This window comes from Citrobacter sp. Igbk 14, assembly GCF_028069825.1.
Taxonomy (GTDB): Bacteria; Pseudomonadota; Gammaproteobacteria; order Enterobacterales; family Enterobacteriaceae; genus Citrobacter.
In genome coordinates this window covers 67,719-92,520 of sequence record NZ_JANEWM010000012.1, presented here as the reverse complement: position 1 = coordinate 92,520, position 24,802 = coordinate 67,719, and the positions used below count along the sequence as shown (strand labels likewise).

Below are 24,802 nucleotides of genomic sequence, written 5' to 3'. Positions count from 1 at the left end.
GGGATAATAGACAAAAAGAAAATCATAAATACATTCAACCGCCCCGCTGGTATGGCTGGAGAACGAGGATACCAGCGAGGCAGCTTCCGTTATTATTTCTCTGGCAATTTAATATCTTTGAACATAGCTTCAATGTCATCGTTGGAACGCAACGCCACCGCCGTATCCACCACATCGCGTGTCAGATGCGGTGCGAAACGCTGAATGAAATCATACATGTAGCTGCGTAAAAATGTGCTGCGACGAAAACCAATTTTCGTGGTGCTGTGACTGAAAATATCATGAGCATCAACACGCACCAGATCCGGATCAGAGAGAGGATCCACTGCCATGCTGGCAATCACGCCCACGCCCAGCCCCAGTCGGACATAGGTTTTTATCACATCAGCATCGGTTGCCGTAAAAACAATACGCGGCTCAAGACCCGCGCGATTAAACGCGGTATCCAGTTCTGAGCGCCCTGTAAAACCAAAGGTGTACGTCACCAGCGGATATTGCGCCAGCTCTTCAATGGATACGGAGGCTTTGTCCGCCAACGGATGGTCTGGCGTAACAACAATCGAACGGTTCCAGTGATAGCATGGCAGCATCACCAGATCATCGTACAGATGCAGTGCTTCCGTCGCGATGGCAAAATCAGCATTCCCCTTCGAAACAGCCTCGGCAATTTGCGTCGGCGATCCCTGATGCATATGCAACGAAACGCGAGGATAACGCTCAATAAAACCTTTAATCACGTTGGGCAGCGCGTAACGCGCCTGCGTGTGTGTGGTAGCAATATATAACGAACCTTTGTCGGGCCAGGTATGTTCACCAGCAACCGACTTAATGGCATCCACTTTTGACAAGACTTCGCGGGCAATACGAATAACTTCCTGCCCTGCAGGAGTCACCTGCGTCAGGTGCTTACCGCTACGGGCAAAAATCTGGATGCCAAGCTCATCTTCCAGCATACGAACTTGCTTACTGATCCCAGGCTGGGAGGTATAGAGTCCTTCGGCCGTTGAGGAGACATTAAGGTTGTGGTTTACCACCTCAACGATATAGCGAAGTTGCTGTAATTTCATGTTAAGCCATCCAGAATTGTGCCATCAGAACATCGTTTAAAAGCAGACTCACACGCGCTGCTAATACGATTTAATAATAAAAAGCCTGTCAACTATAACCACTATATCATTTATATGTACGCTGTATAGGTATGACAAAAAATAATACGTCGCAAACAAAAAGGGTCGCTTACGCGACCCTTTGAGGAGAAATTCAGCCAGAACGCTGTTATTTCTTACCTTCTACCCATTTACCGTCAACGAAAAATGCAGACCACCCGGTTGCTTTACCGTCTTTTTCCGCAGCGACATATTGCTGCTTAGTTTTACGGCTAAAGCGAACCATCGACTTATTACCATCGGGGTCCGTCTGCGGCGCATCGGCCAGGTAACGCAGTTTTTCCGGCAGACGATCGCGGAAGCGATACAACTCTTCCACTAACGGTGCACGGGTTTCACGTGATTTCGGGAAGGTGTTAGCGGCCAGGAAAATACCTGCTGCACCGTCACGCAACACGAAATACGCGTCCGATTTTTCACACGGCAGTTCCGGCAACGGAACAGGATCTTCTTTCGGCGGAGCCACTTCACCGTTACGCAGGATCTTACGGGTGTTTTTACACTCGTCGTTAGTACATGCCATGTATTTACCGAAACGCCCCATTTTCAGGTGCATTTCAGAACCACATTTCTCGCACTCAACGATAGGACCGTCATAACCCTTAATACGGAACTCGCCCTCTTCGATTTCGTAACCATCACAGGTCGGGTTGTTACCACAGACATGCAGCTTACGTTTTGGATCGATCAGATAGCTGTCCATCGCCGTACCACACTTCTGGCAGCGACGCTTTGCGCGCAAGGCGTTAGTCTCAGCGTCATCCCCTTCCAGTACGTTCAGGACTTCATTCTCCGGCACCAGGTTAATCGTGGTTTTGCAACGCTCTTTCGGTGAAAGCGCATAGCCGGAACACCCAAGGAAGACACCGGTGCTGGCGGTACGGATACCCATCTTGCGCCCACATGTCGGACAATCAATGCTGGTCAGTACCATCTGGTTCGGACGCATGCCGCCTTCTTCGGGATCTTTCTCGGCTTTATCCAACTGCTGAGTAAAATCACTGAAGAAGTTGTCGAGCACACCTTTCCACTCAGCTTCGTGGTTCGCCACCTGGTCAAGGCTGTCTTCCATCTGCGCGGTGAAATCGTAGTTCATCAATTCGCGGAAGTTTTCTTCCAGACGATCGGTGACAATTTCACCCATTTTTTCAGCGTAGAAGCGACGGTTCTCAACGCGAACGTAACCGCGATCCTGAATTGTAGAGATGATCGAGGCATACGTTGATGGACGACCAATACCCCGTTTTTCAAGTTCTTTAACCAACGAGGCTTCACTGAAGCGCGCTGGTGGCTTGGTAAAGTGCTGAGCGGGTGTCAGCTCGACAAGTGTCAGTACATCGCCTTTATCCACCGCCGGTAAGATGCGATCTTCATCACCCTTACGCAGTGCAGGCATCACTTTTGTCCAGCCATCGAAACGCAGAATACGGCCACGTGCTTTCAGGCGGAAATCACCCGCGCCCACGGTTAACGTAGTGGAATCGTATTTTGCTGGCGTCATCTGACAGGCAACAAATTGGCGCCAAATCAGTTGATACAGTTTTTGAGCATCGGCTTCCATATCTTTCAGAGATTCCGCCTGAACAGCGACATCAGAAGGACGAATAGCTTCGTGCGCTTCCTGCGAATTCTCTTTGCTGGCGTACTGGTTTGCGCTTTCTGGCAGATACTTTTTGCCAAAATTATCGCTAATGTAATCACGGACCATCGCCACAGCATCCTGACTCAGGTTGGTGGAGTCAGTACGCATATAGGTGATATAACCCGCTTCATACAAGCGCTGCGCCATCATCATGGTTTTCTTCACGCCAAAGCCCAGACGCGTGCTGGCAGCCTGCTGTAACGTGGACGTGATGAAGGGGGCGCCCGGCTTGCTGCTGGTTGGCTTATCTTCGCGTTCCAGAACGCTATAACGTGCTTTTTCCAGCAGGCTTACTGCCGCGAGTGTTTGCTCGCGATTTACCGGACGGAACGGTTTATCGTTCTGATGAGTCACCTCCAGCGGCAATGCATCACCGGCTGGCGTCGTGGTATTGGCATCAATTTCCCAGAACTCTTCGGGGACGAATGCTTTAATTTCACGCTCGCGCTCAACAACCAGACGCACGGCAACCGACTGTACACGACCTGCAGACAGGCCACGGGCAATTTTTTTCCACAGCAGCGGCGACACCATATAGCCGACAACGCGGTCCATAAAGCGACGAGCCTGTTGTGCATTTACGCGGTCGATGTTCAGCTCGCCCGGTTTTTCAAACGCCTGACGAATAGCGTTCTTAGTAATTTCGTTAAACACCACGCGACTGTAGCGGGTGTCGTCGCCACCGATAACTTCCCGCAGGTGCCAGGCAATGGCTTCCCCTTCGCGGTCAAGGTCGGTTGCGAGATAGATGTGATCGGCTTTTTCAGCCAGTTGTTTCAGTTCAGAGACAACTTTTTCTTTACCAGGCAGCACTTCATAGCGCGCATCCCAGTTGTGCCACGGGTCAACGCCCATGCGGTTGACGAGAGCGCCACGTTCATCCTTTTTGGGCTTTTTAGCCGTTTTGGTGGAGGTTGAGTCGGCGCTCTTTTTAGTTGCTGAGCCACTGGTCGGCAAATCACGGATATGACCGACGCTGGATTTCACCACGTAGTCATTACCCAGATACTTGTTGATCGTTTTGGCTTTTGCCGGGGACTCAACGATGACAAGAGCTTTACCCATATTCACCTTTACCTAATTTGATTCTTCCAGAATGCGTCGCACGTTGATTCACCTTCCACTGGCGACGAGACATCGATATGGTCTCTGCGTCGGCGGATATCAACCCCTTAAACTGATTTGCGCTTGTAATGTAACTCTCATGTAACTGAGTTAACAGGCTTTTTCGCACACAAACGCTTTGGCGCGACGGAGTATTGGTCGAATGTCAAGCAAATCTGTTGCCAGATTGACGAAAGCGTCACACTGTACCTGATAAAATGCGTTACGCAACTTTATTAGCATGCAAAAACAAATCTCGCCAGTTGCAATCCCATCCTATAGCCTTCATTTAAGTCAGGGAATATTTGCCCATAAGCTGGGCTCGGCGTAGACTAATGTCCTTGTTTAAGGAGTAAATAATGCATAAAGACACTCAACCCATCGATCGCGAAACACTGCTGATTGAAGCCAACAAAATCATTCGTGAGCATGAGGACACGCTGGCGGGGATTGTCGCCACCGGCGTAACGCAGCGAAACGGCGTGCTGGTTTTCAGCGGAGATTACTTTTTAGACGAGCAAGGGCTACCGACGCCCAAAAGCACTGCGGTGTTTAATATGTTTAAACACCTGGCGCATGTGCTTTCTGAAAAGTACCACTTGATCGATTAACGCGAGAAATGATTTGCCGGATGGCGGCGCTGCTTTATCCGGCCTACGATGTTACGAACCTGTAGGCCGGATTAGATGCGTGAGCATCGCCATCCGGCAATTGCAATTTTACATCAGGGGCTTCTGTCCCCGCTGCCACCAGCGCATAAGTAAGCGGTCTGCACTTTCTGCCGCGCTACCAGTGAAACGGTCCATCAGCTTTTTGCGCTGCATATAGCGGATGCTCAGCACTTCACGGCCATCCATCAACCCGAGAATCACTTCATCACTGGTATTGATCTCATCGACCAACCCGTTTGCCAGCGCCTGTTGCCCAAACCAGTGTTCACCTGTAGCAACCTGTTCGATGTCCAGAGTTGGACGCATACGTTGCACAAAATCTTTAAACAGATGATGGGTTTCATTCAAATCTTCACGGAATTTCTGTCGCCCTTCTTCCGTATTTTCACCAAGCAGTGTCAGCGTACGTTTGTACTGTCCAGCCGTGTGCAGCTCGATATCAATATCCTTGCCTTTCAGGAAACGGTTGAAGTTCGGGATCTGCGCCACCACGCCAATCGAGCCCACAATGGCAAACGGCGCTGAGACAATTTTATCCGCTACACAGGCCATCATATATCCACCGCTCGCTGCGACTTTATCCACCGTTACCGTCAAGGGAATCGCTTTATCGCGTAGGCGCTGCAACTGCGAGGCAGCCAGCCCATAACCATGTACCACACCACCGGGGCTTTCCAGACGCACAACCACCTGATCCTGCGGTTTCACCACCGCCAGTACCGCCGTGACCTCTTCCCGCAATGCGCTGACCTCGTGGGCATCCATACTGCCCTTAAAATCGAGTACCCAGACACGAGGTTTATCTGATGACGCACTGTCCCCCAGTTTTGCTTTGGCTTTGGCAGTTTTGGCCTCTAGCTTATGCTTCTTTTTCTGCGCTTTATGCCATAACTTCTGCTGATGACTATCCAGCAAGGCCATCGACAGATCTTCCTTCATCTCTTTATATTGATCGCTAAGATTAATAACGCGAAGCTCACCACGCTGACGCTTACGTTGTGTCGCGTTTACAATCAGCATGACAATCACCGCAATAGCCACCACAACAGTGACAATTTTTGCCAAAAACAGCCCATATTCAGACAACAATTCCACGAGACCCACCTTGGTTAAACAACGCTACTTTCGCTCAGTGTACAACAGGCGTGTAAACCCGTCTTGCTTCATCCATCCGATGCTGAATCGGCAAAAAGCATGACAAAGTGTTCATTTTGCGGTGTTATTACCTTTGGCTGATTGAAAAACACCAGTGTTTAAGGCATAAAGCCGAAAAGTTATCGCGAACGAGATGGCCAAAGCGTCGCCGAGGAGTAGCCGTGCATTACCAACCTAAACAAGACCTGTTACAGGATCGCATTATTCTGGTCACCGGTGCCAGTGATGGCATCGGACGTGAAGCCGTGCTTACCTATGCACGCTACGGTGCGACCGTTATCCTGCTTGGACGTAATGAAGAAAAATTGCGTCAGGTTGCCCGCACCGTCGCCGATGAAAACGGAACACAACCACAATGGTTTACACTGGATCTGCTGACCTGTACCGCTGAAGAGTGTCACCAGTTGGCGCAACGCCTCGCCGCACATTATCCGCGTCTGGATGGGGTGTTGCATAACGCCGGGCTGCTGGGCGATATTTGCCCGATGAGCGAACAAAATCCGCAGGTATGGCAGGATGTTATGCAGGTCAATGTCAACGCGACGTTTATGTTGACTCAGGCATTGCTGCCGCTGTTACTCAAATCAGATTCAGGATCGCTGGTTTTTACCTCCTCAAGCGTCGGTCGTCAGGGACGGGCTAACTGGGGAGCGTATGCCACCTCTAAGTTTGCAACCGAAGGGATGATGCAGGTCCTGGCAGACGAATACCAGAATCGCCATTTGCGCGTAAATTGCATTAATCCAGGCGGCACGCGTACCGGCATGCGTGCCAGCGCATTCCCGACGGAAGATCCGCAAAAACTTAAAACCCCCGCCGACATTATGCCGCTGTACCTGTGGCTGATGGGCGATGACAGCCGCCGTAAAACCGGTATGACTTTTGATGCCCAACCGGGCCGTAAACCAGGAATTGCCCAATGAGTGAAGAACGCTATCAGCAGCGCCAACAGCGCGTAAAAGACCGGGTTGACGCGCGTGTTGCGGCCGCCAGGGACGAGCGCGGAATTGTCATCGTTTTTACCGGTAATGGTAAGGGTAAAACTACCGCTGCGTTCGGCACAGCAACTCGCGCAGTGGGCCACGGTAAAAAAGTCGGTGTAGTGCAGTTCATTAAAGGTACATGGCCAAACGGCGAAAGAAACCTGCTCGAACCTCATGGTGTAGAGTTTCAGGTGATGGCGACCGGGTTTACCTGGGAAACACAGAATCGTGAAGCTGACACCGCTGCCTGTCTGGCCGTATGGGAACACGGTAAACGAATGCTGGCCGATCCTGAGCTGGATATGGTTGTGCTGGATGAACTGACGTATATGGTGGCCTACGACTACCTCCCGCTTGAAGAGGTGATCAACGCCTTAAACGCGCGCCCGGCCCAGCAGACGGTCATTATTACGGGTCGTGGATGCCATCGCGATATTCTGGAGTTAGCCGACACGGTCAGCGAGTTGCGTCCGGTCAAGCATGCTTTTGAAGCGGGCATTAAAGCCCAAATGGGGATTGATTACTAATAGCAGGCCGGATAAGGCGCTTGCGCCGCATCCGGCTCCACGCTAACGCCTGATGGCGCTTTGCTTATCAGGCCTGTTCATGATTAACCGTTGTTGTTGCGTCCACCCGGGCGACGGCTGCTGCCAACCTGAGAGTGACGCTTCACCGCACGGCGGATCTGATTCGCTTTCATGCGACGACGGTCTTTCTCGACAGCGACTTTAGACGTGGTTTCCGGTTTCAATTCCACCAGTTCACGCAGATAGTTGGTCTGTGCAAGATCAAGCTCCGTCCAGCCGCCACGCGGCAGACCTTTCGGCAATGGAATATCGCCATAACGTACACGGATAAGACGACTTACCTGCACGCCTACCGCTTCCCACAGACGACGAACCTCGCGATTGCGGCCTTCAGTCAGCGTGACGTTATACCACTGGTTAATCCCTTCACCACCGCTGAACTTGATGGTTTTAAACGCAGCCGGACCATCTTCCAGCTGTACGCCACGGCTCAGATCACGCAGTTTAGCTTCATCAACCTGACCGAACACACGCACCGCGTACTCGCGTTCAACTTCACGGCTCGGGTGCATCAGACGGTTCGCCAATTCACCATCTGTAGTAAACAGCAGCAGACCACAGGTATTGACGTCCAGACGACCTACGGCAATCCAGCGCGCGTCGCGCAGCTTTGGCAAGCGGTCAAAAACGGTTGGACGACCTTCCGGGTCGTTACGGGTACACAGTTCACCTTCCGGCTTGTAATAGGCCAGAACGCGGCAGATTTGTTCTGCAGATTCTTTCACCGAAATCAGATGGCCGTCGATACGGATTTTCAGACCCGGCGTCACTTCAACGCGATCGCCAAGCGTGGCAATTTTGCCATCAACGCTCACACGACCTGCTGCAATAATGGATTCAATTTCACGGCGAGAACCGTGGCCAGCACGCGCCAGCACTTTTTGTAACTTTTCGCTCATAGAGCTTCCTTTAGGTGTCGCCTTCACAGGCGTCGAACAGGAGAATCAACGGCACCAGTCAGCGCCATTTTAAGGCCGCGTAGTATAGCGGTTCGCGCCTTTATAAGAAAGGTTTAACGTCACCAACGCCTTCGCGCAATACCACCGGGGAATCATCGGTTAAATCGATGACCGTCGTCGGTTGTTGACCAAGGTAACCACCGTGAATGATCAGATCGACCAACTTCTCCAGACGATCTTTGATCTCTTCGGGATCGGACTCGGTAAACTCGCTGCCCGGAAGCATCAGTGAAGTAGAAAGCATTGGCTCACCCAAAGCTTCGAGCAACGCCAGCGCAATGGGATTCGACGGAACTCGCAGGCCAATAGTCTTACGCTTTTCCTGCAGCAGTCGGCGTGGAACTTCTTTCGTCCCTTTCAGGATAAAAGTATAGTTGCCTGGCGTATTGTTTTTAATTAAACGAAAGGCCACGTTGTCGACAAATGAATAGGTAGACAGCTCCGACAAATCGCGGCACATCAGCGTAAAGTTGTGGCCGTCCGGCAGATGACGGATACGACAAATACGCTCCATCGCGCCTTTATCTTCAATTTTGCATCCCAACGCATAGCCGGAATCGGTTGGATAGACAATCACCCCACCTTTACGCACAATTTCAACGGCCTGATTGATCAACCGCTGCTGTGGGTTTTCGGGATGAATATAAAAAAACTGGCTCATACTTTCCTCTCTGTGATCTCGGGCTGTTCCCAAAGCTGCCACACGCCTTCGACGCCGGCAGGCAACCAAAGTTTGCGCCCCAGTTCAATCCATGGACACGGCTGGTGAAAATCAGACCCTTGCGATGCCCACAACTGATGCTGGCGCGCAAGCGTCGCCAGATGGGTGCGTTCATTGGGAGACTGCTGGCACTGTGCCACTTCCATCGCGTCACCGTGATGTTCAGCAAAATGTGCAACCAGTCTTTTCAGCCACTTAGCGCTAAGATCGTACCGCCCAGGATGAGCCAGAACTGCCTTACCGCCAGAATGATGAATGACATCAATAGCTTGTTCTATTGTACACCACTGTGGCGGAACGTAACCGGTTTTCCCACGGGCAAGATATTTTTTAAAGACATCCGCCATGGTTGTGGCTTTTCCGCATTCCACCAGAAAACGCGCAAAATGGCCCCGCGTGACGGCCCCGCCGTCGGCCAAACGCAAAGCCCCTTCCCACGCTCCCGGAATATGCGCTTTGTCCAGCCGTTCTGCAATCAGGCGCGCGCGCTGCTGGCGGCGTTCCGTTTGCTGTGCCAAAAACGCATGCATCATAGGATGTGCGGTATCAATATTCAGACCCACAATATGGATCTCATGGTTTTCCCAGACCGTTGAAATTTCTACACCCGAGATTAGATTTAGCGCTAGCCCCGAACGTGAAATTTCTTCTCTTGCCGCCGCAATACCTGCCGTGGTGTCATGATCGGTGATCGCCAGTGTACCGACTCGCATCTCTACCGCACGATGTACTAAGGCCTCTGGCGTCAATCGCCCATCGGAGGCTGTCGTATGGCTGTGCAGGTCATAAATCACTGCGTAATTCGTGTCGCTCAAGGCGTCTCCCGTTTCAATAAATGTCGTATCACGATCATCATAGCGGTTTCGACAAATTAACTGAAATCAGGTGTTGACTTTACCCCATTGAACTAGTTAACTAGTACGCAAGTTCACATGAAGAAGGTATCTGAGATGAAAGCACGTTTTGTTCTGCACGGTTGGTGGCGCACTTCCTGATTTCGGGCAGTGTCTTACGTCTGCACTATGCAACCAGATACCCGGCCCGCCACATGAGCGGGCTTTTTTTTGAACAAAATTAATGAGAAGAACGATGCAAACACAAAAACCAACACTTGAACTGCTCGCCTGCGATGCCGCCTACCGTGAGAACCCAACGGCGCTGTTTCATCAGGTGTGTGGCGCACGACCGGCAACGTTGTTGCTGGAATCCGCCGATATCGACAGTAAGGACGATCTCAAGAGCCTGCTGCTGGTAGACAGCGCGTTGCGTATTACCGCCCTGGGTGACACTGTCACTATTCAGGCATTGTCGGCAAATGGCGCGTCACTGCTTCCTCTGCTGGACGCCGCCCTGCCCGCGGGCGTTGAAAACGATAAGCAGCCGAACGTTCGTCAGTTGACCTTCCCCAGCGTAAGCCCGCTGCTCGATGAAGACGCCCGTTTATGCTCACTTTCTGTATTTGACGCGTTCCGTTTGTTGCAGGAGCTGGTCCATGTTCCGGCGCAAGAACGTGAAGCCATGTTCTTCGGCGGTCTGTTTTCCTACGACCTGGTTGCCGGATTTGAAGATTTACCCCAGCTTGAAGCGGGCAACCGTTGCCCGGACTACTGCTTCTATCTGGCAGAAACACTGATGGTTATCGACCACCAGAAAAAAAGCACCCGCATTCAGGCCAGCATCTTTACGCCAAATGACGAGGAAAAACAGCGACTGAACGCCCGCCTGGCACAGTTGAGCCAACAGCTCACCGAACCCGCACCGCCGCTGCCCGTCACTGAAATCCCGCAGATGCAATGCGAATGCAATCAGAGCGATGAAGAGTTCGGTGCAGTAGTGCGTGGCCTGCAAAAAGCGATTCGCGCAGGTGAGATTTTCCAGGTGGTTCCATCTCGTCGCTTCTCGCTGCCCTGCCCGTCGCCGCTGGCAGCCTACTATGTGCTGAAGAAAAGCAACCCCAGCCCGTACATGTTTTTCATGCAGGACAATGATTTCACCCTGTTTGGCGCATCGCCGGAGAGCTCGTTGAAATACGATGCCACCAGCCGTCAGATTGAAATTTACCCGATCGCCGGGACCCGCCCGCGTGGTCGCCGTGCGGATGGCTCGCTGGATCGCGATCTCGACAGTCGTATCGAGCTGGAAATGCGTACCGACCATAAAGAACTTTCCGAACACCTGATGCTGGTAGACCTGGCTCGTAACGATCTCGCACGTATCTGTACCCCAGGTAGCCGCTATGTTGCCGACCTGACCAAAGTCGACCGTTACTCTTTCGTGATGCACCTGGTATCCCGTGTGGTGGGCGAACTGCGTAGCGATTTGGATGTGCTTCATGCTTACCGCGCCTGTATGAACATGGGCACGCTGAGTGGTGCGCCAAAAGTCCGCGCGATGCAATTGATCGCCGAGGCCGAAGGTCGCCGTCGGGGCAGCTATGGCGGCGCGGTCGGTTACTTTACCGCCCATGGCGACCTGGATACCTGCATTGTGATCCGTTCAGCCCTGGTGGAAGACGGTATCGCCACCGTGCAGGCCGGTGCCGGGATTGTTCTGGATTCTGTTCCGCAGTCTGAAGCCGATGAAACCCGTAATAAAGCGCGTGCCGTTTTGCGTGCTATCGCCACCGCGCACCATGCACAGGAGAATTTCTAATGGCTGACATTCTGCTGCTCGATAATATCGACTCATTTACCTACAACCTGGCAGATCAGCTGCGCACTAATGGTCACAACGTAGTGATTTACCGTAACCATATTCCGGCTCAGACGTTAATTGACCGTTTAGCGACGATGAAAAACCCTGTGCTGATGCTTTCTCCAGGGCCTGGCGCACCCAGTGAAGCGGGCTGCATGCCAGAGCTGTTAACCCGCCTGCGCGGCAAACTGCCCATTATCGGTATTTGTCTGGGGCATCAGGCGATTGTTGAAGCCTATGGTGGATATGTCGGTCAGGCGGGGGAAATCCTGCACGGCAAAGCCTCCAGCATTGAACACGATGGGCAGGCGATGTTCGCCGGTCTGGCAAACCCGCTGCCGGTGGCGCGCTATCACTCGCTGGTTGGCAGCAACGTACCGGCCGGATTGACCATTAACGCGCATTTTAACGGTATGGTCATGGCAGTTCGTCACGATACCGACCGCGTATGCGGCTTCCAGTTCCATCCGGAATCGATTCTGACCACTCAGGGTGCGCGTCTGCTGGAGCAAACGCTGGCCTGGGCGCAACAGAAGCTCGAACAAACCAATACGCTGCAACCGATCCTGGAAAAACTGTACCAGGCTCAGACGCTATCACAACAGGAAAGCCACCAGCTGTTCTCTGCTGTCGTCCGTGGTGAACTGAAACCGGAACAGTTGGCTGCAGCGCTGGTCAGTATGAAAATTCGTGGCGAACACCCGAATGAAATTGCCGGTGCGGCAACAGCATTACTGGAAAATGCCGCCCCGTTCCCGCGCCCGGATTATCTGTTTGCCGACATTGTCGGAACCGGCGGTGACGGCAGTAACAGTATCAATATTTCCACCGCCAGCGCGTTTGTCGCGGCGGCCTGTGGATTAAAAGTGGCCAAACACGGCAACCGCAGCGTCTCCAGTAAATCAGGCTCTTCGGATCTGCTGGCAGCATTTGGTATCAATCTGGATATGAACGCCGATAAATCCCGTCAGGCGCTCGATGACCTGGGCGTGTGTTTCCTGTTTGCACCGAAATACCACACGGGTTTTCGCCATGCGATGCCGGTACGCCAGCAGTTGAAAACCCGCACGTTGTTTAATGTGCTTGGGCCATTGATAAATCCGGCGCATCCACCGCTGGCGCTGATCGGCGTTTACAGCCCGGAACTGGTGTTGCCGATTGCCGAAACACTGCGCGTGCTGGGATATCAACGGGCAGCCGTGGTACATAGCGGCGGAATGGATGAAGTTTCACTGCATGCGCCGACCATAGTGGCAGAACTGCATGATGGTGAAATTAAGAGCTACCAGCTAACGGCGGAAGACTTTGGCCTGACGCCATATCATCAGGAACAGTTGGCTGGCGGCACGCCGGAAGAAAACCGTGACATTCTGAGTCGCTTGTTACAAGGTAAAGGTGAGGCCGCTCATGAGGCTGCTGTTGCCGCGAATGTCGCCATGTTAATGCGCCTGCACGGTAAAGAAGACTTAAAAGCCAACGCGCAAACCGTGATTAATGTGCTGCGCAGCGGTGCGGCTTACGACCGTGTCACTGCACTGGCCGCAAGAGGGTAAATGATGCAAACCGTTTTAGCGAAAATTGTCGCTGACAAGGCGATTTGGGTAGAAGCCCGCAAACAGCAACAACCGCTGGCCAGCTTTCAAAATGATGTTCAACCCAGCACGCGTGATTTCTACGATGCGCTGCAAGGGACACGAACCGCTTTTATTCTGGAGTGTAAAAAAGCCTCTCCGTCAAAAGGCGTGATCCGTGATGACTTCGACCCGGCACAGATTGCGGGAGTGTACAAACATTACGCGTCCGCAATTTCCGTGCTGACGGACGAGAAATATTTTCAGGGTAGCTTTGATTTCCTGCCCATCGTCAGTCGCATCGCACCACAGCCGATTCTGTGTAAAGACTTTATTATCGATCCTTACCAGATTTATCTGGCACGTTTCTACCAGGCCGACGCCTGCCTGCTGATGTTGTCGGTTTTAGATGATGAACAGTATCGTCAACTCGCTGCCGTCGCCCACAGTTTGAAAATGGGCGTGCTGACTGAGGTCAGCAATGAAGAAGAGTTGGAGCGCGCCATTGCGCTGGGTGCAAAAGTCGTCGGCATTAACAACCGTGATTTACGTGACCTGTCGATTGACCTCAATCGTACCCGCCTGCTTGCACCTCGTCTGGGCCATGGTGTCACCGTCATCAGTGAATCCGGGATCAACACCTATGGCCAGGTTCGCGAACTCAGCCATTTTGCCAACGGCTTTCTGATAGGCTCGGCGCTGATGTCCCATGATGACCTGCATACCGCCGTGCGTCGTGTTTTGCTTGGCGAAAATAAAGTCTGCGGACTGACCCGTGCACAGGATGCAAAAGCAGCGTACGAATCTGGGGCCATTTATGGCGGCGTAATTTTTGTCCCAACCTCACCGCGCGCTGTCAGTGTTGAACAGGCACGAGACGTTATGACGGGTGCGCCGTTACAGTACGTCGGCGTGTTCCGTAACGCCGAGATCGCTGACGTCCACGAAAAAGTCACCTCACTGTCGCTGGCCGCCGTACAACTACATGGAAGCGAAGATCAGGCCTATGTCGATGCTCTGCGCAAGGTGCTGCCCGCACAGGTGCAAATTTGGAAGGCACTGAGTGTTGGCGAATCACTGCCTGCTCGTCGCTATCAACATATTGATAAATACGTTTTTGATAACGGCCAGGGTGGCAGCGGTAAGCGCTTTGACTGGTCGCTACTGGGCGGACAATCGCTGGATAACGTTTTACTGGCTGGCGGACTCGGTGCAGATAACTGCGTCGACGCGGCTAAAACCGGCTGTGCCGGGCTCGATTTTAATTCTGGCGTAGAGTCACAGCCGGGCATCAAAGATGCACGTCTTCTGGCTTCAGTCTTTCAGACGCTGCGCGCATATTAAGGAAAAGGACATGACAACATTACTCAATCCGTATTTTGGTGAATTTGGCGGTATGTATGTGCCACAGATTCTGATGCCTGCACTGCGCCAACTGGAAGAAGCGTTCGTCAGTGCACAAAAAGACCCTGAGTTTCAGGCCCAGTTTACCGACCTGCTGAAAAACTATGCCGGGCGCCCTACCGCGTTGACCAAATGCCAGAACATCACTAACGGCACCAGGACTACGCTGTATCTCAAGCGTGAGGATCTGCTGCACGGCGGCGCGCACAAAACGAACCAGGTTCTGGGACAAGCGTTACTGGCGAAGCGCATGGGGAAAACAGAAATCATCGCAGAAACAGGTGCGGGTCAGCACGGTGTGGCGTCTGCCCTTGCCAGCGCCCTGCTGGGCTTAAAGTGCCGCATTTATATGGGTGCGAAAGACGTCGAGCGTCAGTCTCCGAACGTTTTCCGTATGCGTCTGATGGGTGCTGAAGTTATTCCGGTACACAGCGGCTCTGCCACGTTGAAAGATGCCTGTAACGAGGCGTTGCGCGACTGGTCTGGCAGTTACGATACCGCGCACTATATGCTGGGTACGGCGGCAGGCCCGCATCCTTTCCCGACTATCGTACGCGAGTTCCAGCGCATGATTGGTGAAGAAACAAAAGCGCAGATTCTGGAAAAAGAAGGCCGTCTGCCGGATGCCGTGATCGCCTGTGTCGGCGGCGGCTCAAACGCGATCGGCATGTTCGCCGATTTTATAAATGAAACCAGCGTTGGTCTGATTGGCGTTGAGCCTGGTGGTCACGGGATCGAATCCGGCGAGCACGGCGCACCGCTGAAACATGGTCGTGTCGGGATTTACTTCGGCATGAAGTCGCCAATGATGCAGACCACTGAAGGGCAAATCGAAGAGTCCTACTCCATTTCTGCGGGGCTGGACTTCCCGTCAGTCGGGCCACAACACGCTTATCTGAACAGTATCGGACGCGCTGACTATGTTTCGATTACTGATGATGAAGCGCTTGAAGCCTTCAAAACACTGTGTCTGCATGAGGGGATTATCCCGGCGCTGGAGTCTTCCCACGCCCTGGCACATGCGTTGAAAATGATGCGGGAAAACCCGGAGAAAGAGCAATTACTGGTGGTCAACCTCTCTGGTCGCGGCGACAAAGACATTTTCACCGTACACGATATTCTGAAAGCGCGAGGGGAAATCTGATGGAACGTTATGAAAACCTGTTTGCACAACTGAAGGACCGCAAAGAAGGCGCTTTTGTCCCCTTCGTAACCCTGGGCGATCCTTCTGTTGAACAGTCACTGAAAATCATTGATACGCTGATCGAAGCGGGTGCCGATGCGCTTGAGCTGGGTATTCCGTTCTCCGATCCGCTGGCCGACGGTCCAACCATTCAGGAAGCGACCTTACGTGCGTTCGCGGCAGGCGTCACACCGTCACAATGCTTTGAAATGTTGGCACTGATTCGGCAAAAACACCCAACCATTCCGATTGGTTTACTGATGTATGCCAACCTGGTGTTCAGTAAAGGTATTGACGAATTTTACGCACAGTGCGAGAAGGTCGGTGTAGATTCGGTATTAGTCGCCGATGTGCCGGTTGAAGAATCTGCGCCATTCAGAACGGCGGCATTACGCCATAATGTCGCACCAATTTTCATTTGCCCGCCTAACGCTGATGAAGAACTGCTGCGCCAGATTGCCGCTCATGGCCGCGGTTATACCTATCTATTGTCACGCGCAGGTGTTACAGGTGCCGAAAATCGTGCAGCGTTACCGTTACATCATCTGGTCGAGAAGCTAAAAGAATTTAATGCCCCGCCTTCATTACAGGGCTTTGGTATCTCTGCACCGGAACAGGTGACAGGCGCCATTGAAGCAGGTGCTGCGGGGGCTATTTCTGGATCGGCGATTGTCAAAATCATTGAGAAGAATGTTGCAGCACCAGAGCAAATGCTGGCTGAGCTGAAAGCCTTTGTCAGTGCAATGAAAGCCGCGACCCATCAGTAAGCTGAAATAACCGCCAGAGACTTCTGGCGGTTTTACCCGTCTTTCGCCTGCTTCATTTTGTACATGGCGTTATCCGCACTCTGGATGGCCACATCCAGTTCGCCCTTCACCTCAGCAACGCCCCATGACACTGACAGCGGTACGGTGTGGCCATCCACCACAAAGACGTGATTGTTGACCTGGCCACTGATACGCTGCGCAATCGCGATAGCATCACTTGTCTGGGAGCGAAACAGCAGGATCATAAATTCATCCCCACCGGTACGAATCACGAGATCGTGGCTGGTACGAGTGTTTGACAACATTCTGTTGGCAATAGTTTGCAGCGCGCGATCGCCTGCGGCATGCCCCCAGGTGTCGTTGACTGCCTTAAACTTATTGCAATCCAGCAGCACCACAGAACAATGTGATAAGTCCCGACGCTTAATAATGTCGAGAATTCGCCGATTAAAGCAGCCAGTCAGCGAATCAATATAGACTTTGAGGTCGCTTTGATTCAGCCACGACTTCAGCGAGAAACTGATCATAATAAAGAAGAATGGTGCCAGCAGTATCACAATTCCGGCGTGCGTATCGCGCACCATAAACCGGCCTAATGCTATTGAGTAGTACAGCGCATATTTTTCTGACAACTTCCGCACCATAATGCGCGTTTTCCCCGTACATTTGCCAGATAAACAGAGGCGCTCATTATTGGATAAATTCACCAGAGCCACATTTAGGCCTGGTGGCATTTGATAGTCAAAAGCATTTGCCAACGCCTCCTGCAACTCCGGCTTTGAATGGTCATAGACCAGATAGGCGACGATTTGATCCGATATCTCTTTCCCGGAAAGGTCATAGATATAGCTCACCACGCTGTAGGCTTTTTCACCGGTAATTTTATCGGTATAAAAATTCGTTGAACTGAGCGCTTTATTCTTGATGTTTTTTTGCAGCAAACGGGTATAAAAATCGACTGGCGGATAGAAAAATCCGGTAATGTCCTGCGCCATTTCAGAATCAGAGAACGTAAAATTGCGCGAATCAGAAGGCATAAACCAGTAAAAATAATCCGCATTCTTGGCAATGATGTAACGATGCGCATCAAAACTGCCAGGATTTAACTCATTAACCATGCCGCGAATAAACTCCGCTGCCGTATACATACATATAGCTTTAAGGTTAGCTTGTCGGGCGATAATCGTCCCTGTTGCCGAATGCACCCGCTTTGGGTCGGCATTAATCCCCCATTCACCCGCATTTCGCGGAACAAACTGCGCTGCATTATCACATTGATCGTCATTTTTAATGTGATGGTAGCGCTCACCAATCGCATCGGCGATGAGTTCATTATCGTTAAAGATATCCAGCATACGCGCTTGCAGGCGGTTAATCCCTTCACTGGCCGTGGCCATACGCTGTTCGTAGATGATAAACAGAAACAACGAGGTAAATATCAGCGTAATCAGCCCCGATACCAGCAGTGCCTGCCTGTTCCTGAGCTTATCTTGCACAATCTTCACGAGTCCACCCTGATAGTTAACGGTAATGCCAAACCGGTTACCCGTTTATGTTGTTGCATAACAGCGCTGAGTATTAAAAATAATAGTGATCGTCCTGCGGCCCTGATAATGGATGAAAATAAGGTCTCTCCCGTGTACCTAAGTTACAGATTTATACAACAAAAGAACATTTTTGTTAACAAAAATGCAAACTAGTCATCCCCGGCTATCGGATAGCCGGCACGCCGAATCGCCTCCCGACAGTCGCTCACACCTGCGGCATACCCCGCTTCGATTTCACAAACCGGACTGGCGCTGCAATAAGGTAGTGTGATTTGTGTGGCGATGACCTTTTCCAGGGCTTCCACCCTGCTCATGTAATTCAATAATTCGCGCGCAGCATACACGGCAAACTCTTTCGTATCATCGTCTATGGATGCTTCCATAAGGGAAATTTTTTGTTGTAGCAGCTGACGGGGCAATATCATCGTCAATACCCTCAAAGCCAGTTTGCTTAAAGAGTAGCATTACATCAAAGGGGAGAAAGTCGGGAAGGGAAAAAGAGAGGAGAAAAGCTGGCCGCTAAACGACCAGCCTTTCAGACTGGAATCGCTGACTTAAAAACGATAACCCGCGGAGAACATAAACACCCACGGATCAAGGCGTACGCTGTCGCGCTGCTGGACGCCACCCATTTTATAGCTCGCGGTGGTGTCGATATCCATGTACCAGACCGACATGTTAATCAGCCAGTCGCGGTTGATCAGATAGTCCATACCGACTTGTCCTGCCGCACCCCAGGAGTCTTTCAGGCTCAGATCGGATAAACCCGCTTCTTTCCCGTTGTTGTTAAAACCTTCATCGAAGAAAGTCGTGTAGTTCACACCTACGCCAACGTAAGGACGCAGTTTGCTGCTGGAGTCGCCAAAGTACCACTGCGCCATTAATGTCGGCGGTAAATGATGAACGGTGGCAATATCACCGGTTGCCCCGGTGCCGATCTTATGGCGGAACGGCGTGGCTGCCAGTAACTCAACGCCAATATTGTCGGTTGCCATATACGTGAATGTCAGGCCCAACTGCGTATTGTTGCTGACATCAAAGCCACCCAGGCTTCCCAGCGTACCACCCGCGCCTTCCGTCGGTCTGACGGTAGCCGAACCTGCACGAATAAAGAACTCTCCGGCCTCATGCGCAAATGCGTTCCCAGAGAGAAGAGTTGTTAAAGCCAATGCTGCAACTGTTAATTTTTTCATGTCCGCTCCATCGTTATGGTTATAAAAGCGGAACGAATATACCCACAATGGAGTAATAAGTGATCTAACCTGGATCACATTGAGTTTGATAATTTAACATTTATTGATCCAGATTAAGTTAGAACTTGCATTCAAAATCCTGGTTAAATTAATTCAGATCAATTTTGATATATTTTCACTATGCAAGTACCTTTAGCTCCAACAGGAAGCGTTTGTTATTTGAACGTGATGTACAGAGAACACACAATGATGTTTCAAGATGCTGAAGTCCTGGCCAAAAATTACCGGAGCTTTACAAAGATATGCCTTTCCATACATCGTACGATGCTGCCACTGTAGAGTTATCCAGGGTACAATTGCGCGCAAATGAACACCTGCAAAACTCAAGGAGAGTGCATGTCTATCACGGCGAAATCCGTTTACCGTGACACGGGAAACTTTTTCCGTAATCAATTCATTACCATCTTGCTGGTATCGTTATTGTGCGCGTTTATCACAGTGGTGCTAGGGCATGCCTTTTCTCCCAGCGACGCGCAAATCGCGCAACTGAGCGAAGGGGATCAGCTAACCAGCAGTGTGGGCTTGTTCGACCTGGTACAGAATATGACGCCGGAGCAGCAGCAAATTTTGCTACGCGCTTCTGCAGCATCGACGTTTTCAGGGCTGATTGGTAATGCCATCCTTGCAGGAGGCATCATCCTGATGATTCAACTGATTTCGGCGGGTCATCGGGTTAGCGCATTACGCGCCATTGGCGCCAGCGCGCCGGTATTACCTAAATTGTTTATTCTGATTTTTCTGACTACCCTGCTGGTACAGGTCGGTATTATGCTGGTTGTCGTGCCAGGTATTCTGCTGGCTATCTTGCTGGCCCTCGCGCCAGTGATGGTCGTGCAGGATAAAATGGGCGTCTTTGCCGCTATGCGCAACAGTATGCGTCTGGCGTGGTCTAATATGCGACTGGTAGCGCCGGCAGTAATCGGTTGGTTACTGGCAAAAACGCTGCTGTTGCTTTTTGCGCCAAGTTTTGCAGTACTAACGCCAAACGTAGGCGCGGTATTGGCGAATACGCTGAGCAATATGATCTCTGCTGTGCTGCTGATCTATTTGTTCCGCCTGTATATGCTGATTCGTCAATAAACCCTGAACGCATGCCGGGTGTGTTACCCAATACTTTTTGATTACGGACTCGAAGAATGAAGCAGTTTCTTGATTTTTTACCGCTGGTTGTCTTTTTTGCTTTTTATAAGCTCTATGACATCTACGCGGCAACCTCGGCGCTTATTGTCGCAACGGCTGTGGTGTTGATTTACAGTTGGGTTCGCTATCGCAAGGTCGAGAAGATGGCGTTAATCACCTTTGTTCTGGTTGCCGTCTTCGGTGGCCTGACGATTTTCTTCCACAACGATGAATTCATTAAGTGGAAGGTTACGGTGATTTACGGACTGTTTGCCGGTGCACTACTGGTTAGCCAGTGGGTAATGAAAAAGCCACTGATTCAGCGCATGTTAGGAAAAGAGCTGACACTGCCGCAGCCGGTATGGTCAAAGCTGAATCTGGCCTGGGCTGTCTTCTTCATCCTGTGTGGACTGGCCAATATCTACATTGCGTTTTGGCTGCCGCAGAACATTTGGGTCAACTTCAAAGTGTTCGGATTAACCGCCCTGACCTTATTCTTCACGTTGCTGAGCGGAGTCTATATCTACCGCCATCTGCCGCAGGAAGATAAATCGTAATATGTGTTCGCCAGATCTGCGGATCTGGCGAATTTTTATCCGCTTGCGTTCTTCGTGGCAGACAAGCTGGCTTACATCCCCTCCGCGCGCCGCATCCCCTCTGTTCTCCGCCCGTAAATTCTAGTAGCATCGCGCCTGTAATCTTTCTCTACAGTCGGTTCTACAATGACAACAACGAATAACACCCCCCAGGGTGAACTGGTTTTACGCACTCTGGCCATGCCTGCCGATACCAATGCTAACGGTGATATTTTTGGCGGCTGGCTGATGTCACAGATGGATATTGGTGGCGCTATTCAGGCCAAAGAGATCGCACACGGCCGCGTGGTGACGGTGCGAGTTGAAGGAATGAGCTTTTTGCGCCCGGTTGCCGTAGGTGATGTCGTCTGTTGCTACGCTCGCTGTGTAAAACGCGGAACGACGTCAATCAGCATTAATATTGAAGTCTGGGTGAAGAAAGTCGCTTCGGAACCCATTGGCCAGCGTTACAAAGCCACTGAAGCCCTATTTATCTACGTCGCTGTAGATAAAGACGGTAAACCCCGTCCGATACCAACACAGGTCTGATAACCAGCGTTAACACCGTTATCAAACCTGCTTGCCGGAGAAGGCCTGACGCCAACTCCGGCACGCCAGTTACTCAATCTGCGCCGTACCGTTCAGACGGAAAACGATATTCACCACCAGGCCAGATCCCGGTTTGCCCGCCTCGTAACGCCATCTGCGCATCGCATTTTTCACTTCACGCTCAAACATATTGGCAGGCTGTGCGGAAAGCACCTCAACATTCTCTACACGGCCATCTGATGTGACATCAAACTTGACCTTCACCCGGCCTTCAATGCGCAGAGCCTGCGCGCGCGCCGGATACTGTGGTTGATTACGACTTAAGGCGCGTGGCCCAGACGGTGCACTAACCGCAGGTTTACTGGTTGCCGGTGCGGTACTGGTTGCTGCCGGACGAGCAGGCGCCGTGTTCTCAAACGGCGATGCCGGACGCGACTCAGCCGGTTTCACGTCACGTTTTGGCTGCTCTTCAACCTTTTTCACCGGTTTCGGCTTCGGTTTTGGCTTAGGCTTCGGTTTCTCGATCACCACCGGTGCCTCTTTTGGCGGTTCCGGTATAGGTTCAGGTTCCGGTTCAGGCTCAACGACAGGCTCCGGCGGTGGTTGAACTGCCTGAGGTGGCTCAAGATCGGCAGGTGCGACCATCGTGATGGAGATCGGCTGCGCGGGTGCAGGCAGTTCAATAACCTGATGTACCGAGGTATACAACAGACCCGCCACTACAGCGCCGTGAATGCCGACGGAAAGTAACGTCGGCCAGGGAAAGCGACGAGGTAAATCAAGGGTCATTGCAGTCATAATCGTTTCAGTTATAAAACCAGGCCTCGATTTTAAATGCAAATAGCAATCATATTCAATAAGCCCATGACAGTAAGCCGCATTTAAAACGCAATTTCATGTAAAAAAACCATTATCTTAATATGGCCTTAACAAAGCTATTATCTTTACGTTGCAGTTACCAGGGCTTTCCAATAACGTAAACGCGACTTTTACCGATCAAGGAGCTCTACCCGTGCTGTATGTAATTTATGCTCAAGATATCGCAGATTCTCTCGAAAAACGTCTTTCCGTACGCCCTGCTCACCTGGCCCGCCTGCAACTCCTCCATGATGAAGGTCGTCTACTGACGGCAGGCCCTATGCCCGCGGTCGACAGTAACGATCCGGGTGCGGCGGGATTTACCGGTTCGACGGTGATTGCGGAGTTTGAATCTTTAGAGGCAGCACAGGCGTGGGCAGATGCCGACCCGTATGTGGCTGCAGGAGTTTATGCGCAGGTTTCGGTCAAGCCGTACAAAAAAGTATTTTAAAAAACAGAACGGACAGGAATACATTGGGCACCGCCTGCGGTGCCCTTTTTGGATCAAATGCTATAGATCGCAAACAGCAACGAATTTCGTTGATGATTGAGAATGCATTTTCTGATGGAGTGGATACGCATGTTACGGCGCGATTGCCCTTCAAGCCAACGTGCTTTACGGCGGCTAGCCTGACGCAGCATCCGCCAGCGTCCCACTTCCGTTCTACTACGCTTCATGTTAACTACTCTTCCAGTCACAGAGCGGGCATTATACCCCCAGACCGAATGCAGACCAGTGGTTTTCCCGTGTTTTTATTTGCCAGATGACTCCTGATGCGTAAACTCTTAACAATACGCTTTCAAAAGGATTTTTAAATTTATGACAACCTTCTACACCGTGGTGAGTTGGCTGGTCATTCTGGGTTACTGGGTACTCATTGCTGGCGTTACATTACGCATTCTGATGAAGCGACGCGCAGTACCCTCCGCAATGGCCTGGCTTTTGATCATCTATATACTGCCATTGGTAGGGATCATTGCTTATCTGTCCTTTGGTGAACTTCACCTGGGCAAACGCCGGGCCGAGCGTGCCAGAGCGATGTGGCCATCAACAGCTAAATGGTTGAACGATCTCAAAGCCTGCAAACATATTTTCGCGCAAGAAAACAGCAGCGTTGCCTCATCATTATTTAAGTTATGCGAGCGTCGCCAGGGCATTGCTGGCGTTAAGGGCAATCAGCTACAGCTTCTCACCAGCTCTGATGACGTGATGCAGGCGTTAATCCGCGATATTCAGTTGGCGCGTCACAACATTGAGATGGTGTTCTACATCTGGCAACCTGGCGGTATGGCCGATCAGGTCGCGGAATCATTGATGGCCGCCGCCAGACGGGGGATTCACTGTCGTTTGATGCTGGACTCCGCGGGCAGCGTGGCATTCTTCCGTAGTCCGTGGGCGGCGATGATGCGCAACGCGGGTATCGAGGTGGTCGAAGCGCTAAAGGTTAACCTGATGCGTGTATTTTTACGCCGTATGGACCTGCGCCAACATCGTAAAATGATCATGATCGACAACTACATCGCCTACACCGGTAGCATGAATATGGTCGATCCGCGTTTCTTTAAACAGGATGCCGGTGTCGGACAATGGGTTGACCTGATGGCGAGAATGGAAGGGCCGGTGGCCACTGCCATGGGGATCGTCTACTCCTGCGACTGGGAAATTGAGACCGGTAAACGCATTTTACCGCCGCCTCCCGATGTCAACATCATGCCGTTTGAGCAGGCTAGCGGACACACCATTCACACTATTGCCTCCGGCCCTGGCTTCCCTGAAGACCTGATCCATCAAGCCTTATTGACCGCCGCATATTCTGCTCGTGAATATTTAATCATGACCACCCCGTACTTTGTCCCCAGTGACGATCTGCTGCACGCCATCTGTACAGCGGCGCAGCGCGGTGTAGATGTCAGCATCATTCTTCCACGCAAGAATGACTCAATGCTGGTCGGCTGGGCAAGCCGGGCTTTTTTCACCGAGTTACTGGCGGCAGGCGTGAAAATCTATCAGTTCGAAGGCGGGTTGTTACATACCAAAAGCGTGCTGGTCGATGGCGAACTGAGTCTTGTCGGTACCGTAAACCTGGATATGCGCAGCCTGTGGCTGAATTTTGAGATAACACTGGTGATTGACGATGCCGGATTCGGCGGTGACCTCGCCGCGGTACAGGATGATTATATTTCGCGTTCCCGCCTGCTGGATGCACGTTTGTGGGTAAAACGACCACTCTGGCAGCGTATCGCTGAGCGACTGTTTTACTTCTTTAGCCCGTTGCTGTAAAACGTGCCCATCA

At 51.6% G+C, this 24,802-nt stretch carries 25 protein-coding genes, 1 pseudogene and 1 other annotated feature; of the genes and pseudogenes, 15 read left to right on the top strand and 11 right to left on the bottom strand.

Annotated features, from left to right (window positions below; genetic code table 11):
* Positions 1–92: 92 nt before the first annotated feature.
* Both cysB and topA read right to left on the bottom strand, forming a co-directional pair.
* Positions 93–1,067 carry an HTH-type transcriptional regulator CysB gene (gene cysB / locus NNN64_RS07130; RefSeq protein WP_271440940.1) on the bottom strand — a complete coding sequence of 325 codons (975 nt, stop codon included), beginning with the start codon at positions 1,065–1,067 and terminating at the stop codon, positions 93–95.
* Positions 1,068–1,275: 208 nt separating this feature from the next.
* Entirely contained in the window at positions 1,276–3,873 is a 2,598-nt protein-coding gene (gene topA, locus NNN64_RS07125) for a type I DNA topoisomerase (RefSeq protein WP_271440939.1), read from the bottom strand.
* 398 nt (positions 3,874–4,271) lie between these two features.
* Between topA and NNN64_RS07120 the strand changes: the two genes are divergently transcribed.
* Positions 4,272–4,523, top strand: coding sequence for a YciN family protein (locus NNN64_RS07120; protein ID WP_003020616.1), 252 nt, complete (start codon positions 4,272–4,274; stop codon positions 4,521–4,523).
* 108 nt (positions 4,524–4,631) lie between these two features.
* On the opposite strand, the gene sohB is transcribed toward NNN64_RS07120, so the two are convergent.
* Complete coding sequence (gene sohB / locus NNN64_RS07115; RefSeq protein ID WP_271440938.1) at positions 4,632–5,678, bottom strand: protease SohB; 1,047 nt, start codon at positions 5,676–5,678, stop codon at positions 4,632–4,634.
* Positions 5,679–5,899: 221 nt separating this feature from the next.
* On the opposite strand from sohB, the gene NNN64_RS07110 reads away from it, so the two are divergent.
* The gene (locus NNN64_RS07110) at positions 5,900–6,661 is read left to right on the top strand and encodes a YciK family oxidoreductase (RefSeq protein ID WP_271440937.1); all 762 of its coding nucleotides are present in this window, start codon (positions 5,900–5,902) and stop codon (positions 6,659–6,661) included.
* On the top strand, positions 6,658–7,248 hold the full coding sequence (cobO, locus tag NNN64_RS07105; protein ID WP_271440936.1) for a cob(I)yrinic acid a,c-diamide adenosyltransferase: 591 nt from the start codon (positions 6,658–6,660) through the stop codon (positions 7,246–7,248). Before NNN64_RS07110 ends, cobO begins: the two co-directional genes overlap by 4 nt.
* A gap of 83 nt (positions 7,249–7,331) precedes the next feature.
* On the opposite strand, the gene rluB is transcribed toward cobO, so the two are convergent.
* The 3 genes from rluB to rnm form a co-directional block, all read right to left on the bottom strand.
* Positions 7,332–8,207, bottom strand: a complete 876-nt coding sequence (gene rluB, locus NNN64_RS07100) for a 23S rRNA pseudouridine(2605) synthase RluB (RefSeq protein ID WP_271440935.1) — start codon at positions 8,205–8,207, stop codon at positions 7,332–7,334.
* Between the two features lie 100 nt (positions 8,208–8,307).
* Positions 8,308–8,928, bottom strand: coding sequence for an L-threonylcarbamoyladenylate synthase (locus tag NNN64_RS07095; protein ID WP_003833336.1), 621 nt, complete (start codon positions 8,926–8,928; stop codon positions 8,308–8,310).
* Positions 8,925–9,803, bottom strand: a complete 879-nt coding sequence (gene rnm, locus NNN64_RS07090; RefSeq protein WP_271440934.1) for an RNase RNM — start codon at positions 9,801–9,803, stop codon at positions 8,925–8,927. The genes NNN64_RS07095 and rnm overlap by 4 nt, the downstream gene beginning before the upstream one ends.
* A gap of 135 nt (positions 9,804–9,938) precedes the next feature.
* Between rnm and trpL the strand changes: the two genes are divergently transcribed.
* The 6 genes from trpL to trpA all read left to right on the top strand — a co-directional run bounded on the left by trpL (position 9,939) and on the right by trpA (position 16,607).
* Positions 9,939–9,983: a trp operon leader peptide gene (gene trpL, locus NNN64_RS07085; protein ID WP_212734703.1), complete on the top strand. Its 45-nt coding sequence runs from the start codon at positions 9,939–9,941 to the stop codon at positions 9,981–9,983.
* Positions 9,960–10,054 (top strand) — a sequence feature (Trp leader region). Its footprint overlaps the gene before it by 24 nt.
* Before the next feature lie 23 nt (positions 10,055–10,077).
* On the top strand, positions 10,078–11,640 hold the full coding sequence (locus NNN64_RS07080; protein WP_271440933.1) for an anthranilate synthase component 1: 1,563 nt from the start codon (positions 10,078–10,080) through the stop codon (positions 11,638–11,640).
* On the top strand, positions 11,640–13,235 hold the full coding sequence (trpD, locus tag NNN64_RS07075; RefSeq protein WP_202038509.1) for a bifunctional anthranilate synthase glutamate amidotransferase component TrpG/anthranilate phosphoribosyltransferase TrpD: 1,596 nt from the start codon (positions 11,640–11,642) through the stop codon (positions 13,233–13,235). Before NNN64_RS07080 ends, trpD begins: the two co-directional genes overlap by 1 nt.
* A 3-nt stretch (positions 13,236–13,238) precedes the next feature.
* Complete coding sequence (gene trpCF, locus NNN64_RS07070; protein WP_271440941.1) at positions 13,239–14,597, top strand: bifunctional indole-3-glycerol-phosphate synthase TrpC/phosphoribosylanthranilate isomerase TrpF; 1,359 nt, start codon at positions 13,239–13,241, stop codon at positions 14,595–14,597.
* Between the two features lie 10 nt (positions 14,598–14,607).
* Complete coding sequence (gene trpB / locus NNN64_RS07065; RefSeq protein ID WP_202038508.1) at positions 14,608–15,801, top strand: tryptophan synthase subunit beta; 1,194 nt, start codon at positions 14,608–14,610, stop codon at positions 15,799–15,801.
* A complete protein-coding gene (trpA, locus tag NNN64_RS07060; RefSeq protein ID WP_040233200.1) occupies positions 15,801–16,607 on the top strand; it encodes a tryptophan synthase subunit alpha in 807 nt (268 codons plus the stop codon). Before trpB ends, trpA begins: the two co-directional genes overlap by 1 nt.
* Positions 16,608–16,639: 32 nt before the next feature.
* Here the strand turns inward: trpA and NNN64_RS07055 are convergent, their stop codons facing one another.
* The 3 genes from NNN64_RS07055 to ompW form a co-directional block, all read right to left on the bottom strand.
* Positions 16,640–18,112 (bottom strand): GGDEF domain-containing protein, encoded by a 1,473-nt coding sequence (locus NNN64_RS07055; protein WP_271440932.1) that lies wholly within the window; start codon positions 18,110–18,112, stop codon positions 16,640–16,642.
* Positions 18,113–18,303: 191 nt separating this feature from the next.
* On the bottom strand, positions 18,304–18,579 hold the full coding sequence (locus tag NNN64_RS07050; RefSeq protein WP_271440931.1) for a hypothetical protein: 276 nt from the start codon (positions 18,577–18,579) through the stop codon (positions 18,304–18,306).
* Between the two features lie 129 nt (positions 18,580–18,708).
* The gene (gene ompW, locus NNN64_RS07045; RefSeq protein WP_040233206.1) at positions 18,709–19,347 is read right to left on the bottom strand and encodes an outer membrane protein OmpW; all 639 of its coding nucleotides are present in this window, start codon (positions 19,345–19,347) and stop codon (positions 18,709–18,711) included.
* A 281-nt stretch (positions 19,348–19,628) separates the two neighbouring features.
* Here ompW and NNN64_RS07040 point away from each other — a divergent pair.
* The 4 genes and pseudogenes from NNN64_RS07040 to yciA all read left to right on the top strand — a co-directional run.
* Positions 19,629–19,715, top strand: a pseudogene (locus NNN64_RS07040) (YkgJ family cysteine cluster protein); the annotation flags it as partial.
* 28 nt (positions 19,716–19,743) lie between these two features.
* Complete coding sequence (locus NNN64_RS07035) at positions 19,744–20,487, top strand: YciC family protein (RefSeq protein ID WP_040233207.1); 744 nt, start codon at positions 19,744–19,746, stop codon at positions 20,485–20,487.
* Between the two features lie 56 nt (positions 20,488–20,543).
* Positions 20,544–21,083 carry a septation protein A gene (locus NNN64_RS07030; protein WP_003020667.1) on the top strand — a complete coding sequence of 180 codons (540 nt, stop codon included), beginning with the start codon at positions 20,544–20,546 and terminating at the stop codon, positions 21,081–21,083.
* Positions 21,084–21,248: 165 nt separating this feature from the next.
* Entirely contained in the window at positions 21,249–21,650 is a 402-nt protein-coding gene (gene yciA, locus NNN64_RS07025) for an acyl-CoA thioester hydrolase YciA (RefSeq protein WP_048211486.1), read from the top strand.
* Between the two features lie 69 nt (positions 21,651–21,719).
* On the opposite strand, the gene tonB is transcribed toward yciA, so the two are convergent.
* On the bottom strand, positions 21,720–22,448 hold the full coding sequence (gene tonB, locus NNN64_RS07020; protein ID WP_271440930.1) for a TonB system transport protein TonB: 729 nt from the start codon (positions 22,446–22,448) through the stop codon (positions 21,720–21,722).
* A 214-nt stretch (positions 22,449–22,662) separates the two neighbouring features.
* Here tonB and NNN64_RS07015 point away from each other — a divergent pair, with 214 nt between their 5' ends.
* On the top strand, positions 22,663–22,959 hold the full coding sequence (locus tag NNN64_RS07015; protein ID WP_048211485.1) for a YciI family protein: 297 nt from the start codon (positions 22,663–22,665) through the stop codon (positions 22,957–22,959).
* A gap of 53 nt (positions 22,960–23,012) precedes the next feature.
* On the opposite strand, the gene NNN64_RS07010 is transcribed toward NNN64_RS07015, so the two are convergent.
* Complete coding sequence (locus NNN64_RS07010) at positions 23,013–23,186, bottom strand: YciY family protein (protein WP_005126414.1); 174 nt, start codon at positions 23,184–23,186, stop codon at positions 23,013–23,015.
* A 142-nt stretch (positions 23,187–23,328) separates the two neighbouring features.
* Between NNN64_RS07010 and cls the strand changes: the two genes are divergently transcribed.
* Positions 23,329–24,789 carry a cardiolipin synthase gene (gene cls, locus NNN64_RS07005; protein ID WP_048211484.1) on the top strand — a complete coding sequence of 487 codons (1,461 nt, stop codon included), beginning with the start codon at positions 23,329–23,331 and terminating at the stop codon, positions 24,787–24,789.
* Positions 24,790–24,802 lie beyond the last annotated feature (13 nt).

Excerpts from the sequence above, each read along its gene's own strand:
- NNN64_RS07120 (WP_003020616.1), top strand. The coding sequence starts at position 4,272 with ATGCATAAAGACACTCAACCCATCGATCGCGAAACACTGCTGATTGAA.
- rluB (WP_271440935.1), bottom strand. The coding sequence starts at position 8,207 with ATGAGCGAAAAGTTACAAAAAGTGCTGGCGCGTGCTGGCCACGGTTCT.
- NNN64_RS07050 (WP_271440931.1), bottom strand. The coding sequence starts at position 18,579 with ATGATATTGCCCCGTCAGCTGCTACAACAAAAAATTTCCCTTATGGAA.
- cls (WP_048211484.1), top strand. The coding sequence starts at position 23,329 with ATGACAACCTTCTACACCGTGGTGAGTTGGCTGGTCATTCTGGGTTAC.
- NNN64_RS07080 (WP_271440933.1), top strand. The coding sequence starts at position 10,078 with ATGCAAACACAAAAACCAACACTTGAACTGCTCGCCTGCGATGCCGCC.
- trpA (WP_040233200.1), top strand. The coding sequence starts at position 15,801 with ATGGAACGTTATGAAAACCTGTTTGCACAACTGAAGGACCGCAAAGAA.
- NNN64_RS07035 (WP_040233207.1), top strand. The coding sequence starts at position 19,744 with ATGTCTATCACGGCGAAATCCGTTTACCGTGACACGGGAAACTTTTTC.
- tonB (WP_271440930.1), bottom strand. The coding sequence starts at position 22,448 with ATGACTGCAATGACCCTTGATTTACCTCGTCGCTTTCCCTGGCCGACG.
- trpB (WP_202038508.1), top strand. The coding sequence starts at position 14,608 with ATGACAACATTACTCAATCCGTATTTTGGTGAATTTGGCGGTATGTAT.
- cysB (WP_271440940.1), bottom strand. The coding sequence starts at position 1,067 with ATGAAATTACAGCAACTTCGCTATATCGTTGAGGTGGTAAACCACAAC.
- yciA (WP_048211486.1), top strand. The coding sequence starts at position 21,249 with ATGACAACAACGAATAACACCCCCCAGGGTGAACTGGTTTTACGCACT.
- NNN64_RS07030 (WP_003020667.1), top strand. The coding sequence starts at position 20,544 with ATGAAGCAGTTTCTTGATTTTTTACCGCTGGTTGTCTTTTTTGCTTTT.
- NNN64_RS07010 (WP_005126414.1), bottom strand. The coding sequence starts at position 23,186 with ATGAAGCGTAGTAGAACGGAAGTGGGACGCTGGCGGATGCTGCGTCAG.
- NNN64_RS07095 (WP_003833336.1), bottom strand. The coding sequence starts at position 8,928 with ATGAGCCAGTTTTTTTATATTCATCCCGAAAACCCACAGCAGCGGTTG.
- ompW (WP_040233206.1), bottom strand. The coding sequence starts at position 19,347 with ATGAAAAAATTAACAGTTGCAGCATTGGCTTTAACAACTCTTCTCTCT.
- topA (WP_271440939.1), bottom strand. The coding sequence starts at position 3,873 with ATGGGTAAAGCTCTTGTCATCGTTGAGTCCCCGGCAAAAGCCAAAACG.
- trpD (WP_202038509.1), top strand. The coding sequence starts at position 11,640 with ATGGCTGACATTCTGCTGCTCGATAATATCGACTCATTTACCTACAAC.
- trpCF (WP_271440941.1), top strand. The coding sequence starts at position 13,239 with ATGCAAACCGTTTTAGCGAAAATTGTCGCTGACAAGGCGATTTGGGTA.
- cobO (WP_271440936.1), top strand. The coding sequence starts at position 6,658 with ATGAGTGAAGAACGCTATCAGCAGCGCCAACAGCGCGTAAAAGACCGG.